Source organism: Rhizobacter sp. P2_H3 (genome assembly GCF_056403355.1).
Map to the genome: position 1 here is coordinate 1 of NZ_JBFUFQ010000435.1, position 2,254 is coordinate 2,254.

The following is a 2,254-nucleotide window of genomic DNA, read 5'->3' on the forward strand; positions in this document are numbered from 1 at the left end:
AGGGCACGCCGGCGAGCACGAGCGCCACCGCCACCATCCACGCGACGATGCCGCGGCGCAGCCGGCGGCAGGACATCACGTCGGGGTTCGATTCAGCGTGCACGTGCATCCATGTGGTGGGGCCCGACGTAAGGATGTCGTCATGGTGCGCGGCGACTTGAGGAGTCCCCACGCCGGCGCACCAGAGTCCGGCAGTGTGTGAGGAGTTGTGGCAGAAACACCGCTCCGCGCACCCATTGCGTGAAATACTGTGGGCGCCTTGATGATCTCCCGATGCGCCCGGGTGAGCAGTTGTAGCGCGGCCACTACACTCCGATCGGGTTTACCGATGGGTTCGCTCAGAGACAGGATCACGATGCAGTTGAAGACCAAGAGCTTGCTCTCCACCGCCGCTGCCGCACTGCTGTGCACCGGCCCCACCCTCGCGCAGAGCAACGACGCCCTGAAGGCGGCCGCCCAGAAGGCCGTCTCATCCAACCCTGAAGTCACCGGCCGGTTCAATGCCTACCGCGCGTCGTCCGATGCGATCGACGCCTCGCGCGGCGGCTTCTATCCCCGGCTCGACCTGAGCGCCAACGTCGGCCGTGACCGCGACAGCATCGATTCGCGCACGCCCGAGAGCCAGTCGACCAGCCGCAGCGGTGCGGCGCTGACGCTGACGCAGCTGCTGTGGGATGGCCTGGGCACCAGCAAGGACGTGAGCCGTCTCGGCCACGAGCGGCTGGCCCGCTACTTCGAGGTGGTCGACGTCACCGAGCAGACCGCACTCGAAGCCGCGCGCGCCTACTACGACGTGCTGCGCTACCGCCGCCTGGTGGCGCTGGCCGAAGACAATTTCGTGCAGCACCGCAGCGCGTTCAACCAGATCAACTCGCGCGTGCGTGCCGGAGTCGGCCGGGGCGTCGACCTCGAGCAGGCCGGCGCGCGGCTGGCGCTGGCCGAATCCAACCTGTCGACCGAGGTGTCGAACCTGCATGATGTGTCGGCGCGCTACCAGCGCGTGGTCGGCGAGGCGCCGCCGGCGGTGATGCCGCTGCCCGTGCCGCTGCGCCAGGCGATCCCGGCCAGCGCGAACGAGGCGGCGGCCGAGGCGATCCGGCGCAGCCCGACGATCAGCGCGAGCGTCGAATCGCTGCGCTCGGCGCGCTCGCTGGTCTCGGTGCGCGAGAGCGCCTACCAGCCGAAGGTCGAGGCCCGCGTGCGCGCCGGTGCCGGCCGTAACTTCGACGGTGTGCAGGACCAGCGCCGCGACAGCACTGCCGAGATCGTGCTGAACTGGAATCTGTTCAACGGTGGCTCCGACCAGGCCCGCGTGCGCCAGCAGACCAGGTTGCTGACGCAGGCCGAGGACCAGCGCGACAAGGTCTGCCGCGATGTGCGCCAGACGGTGGAGATCGCCTACAACGACACCCGCAAGCTGGTCGACCAGCTGGGTTATCTCGACCGCAACACGATCGCGATCGAGAAGGCACGCGACGCCTACCGCCAGCAGTTCGACATCGGCCAGCGCAGCCTGCTCGACCTGTTGAACGCCGAGAACGAGCTGTACACCGCGCGGCGTTCGTATGCGAATGCCGAGTACGACCTGGGCGTGGCTTACGTGCGCACGCAGGCGTCGATGAACCAGCTGAGCGCCCAGCTCGGGCTGGCGCGCGACCAGGGTGCGCCCGAGGCGCCGGACGACGCGAGCGGGTGGTCGGCCGATGGCGATGCGCCGGGGCGCTGCCCGGCCGATGCCGTGACCTCGCCGCCGATCGATTTCGAGGCCTTGTCGAAGCGTGCTGCCGCCGGTACCGGCCCGGCCACGCCGATCGCGGGGGGCGTCTCGACGCTGCCGGCCGTGGTGGCACCAGCCAGCTCGCCGCTGCCGCGCCTGAATGCGTGGACGGCGGCCTGGGAGGCCAAGGATCTGCCGCGCTATCTGAGCTTCTATGCACCGGGCTTCAAGCCGGCGCAGGGTTCGGTCGACGCCTGGAAGGCACGCCGGCAGGCGATGCTGGCGAAGACCGGTCCACTCACCGTGAAGCTGGAGAACGTCGACGTGCAGGCCACCGGGCCTGGCGTTGCGCAGACCCGCTTCAAGCAGACGTACACCTCGTCGGGCTACTCCGACGTCGTGAACAAATCGGTGACCTGGCAGTTGATTGACGGCCAGTGGTTCATCACAAAAGAGAGCAACCTCTGACTCGGTCTTTCGCTCGTCGCGGCGGGTGAGGGAATGGGCTGGGGGCTCATGCTGGTGCGGTCGGCGCCC

General features: G+C 68.8%; 1 protein-coding gene. It reads left to right on the forward strand.

Translation table 11 applies throughout. The features are described 5' to 3' along the window. Positions 1–355: 355 nt before the first annotated feature. Entirely contained in the window at positions 356–2,185 is a 1,830-nt protein-coding gene (locus AC1D1T_RS32005) for a TolC family outer membrane protein (protein ID WP_477993392.1), read from the forward strand. The last annotated feature ends 69 nt before the right edge of the window (positions 2,186–2,254 follow it).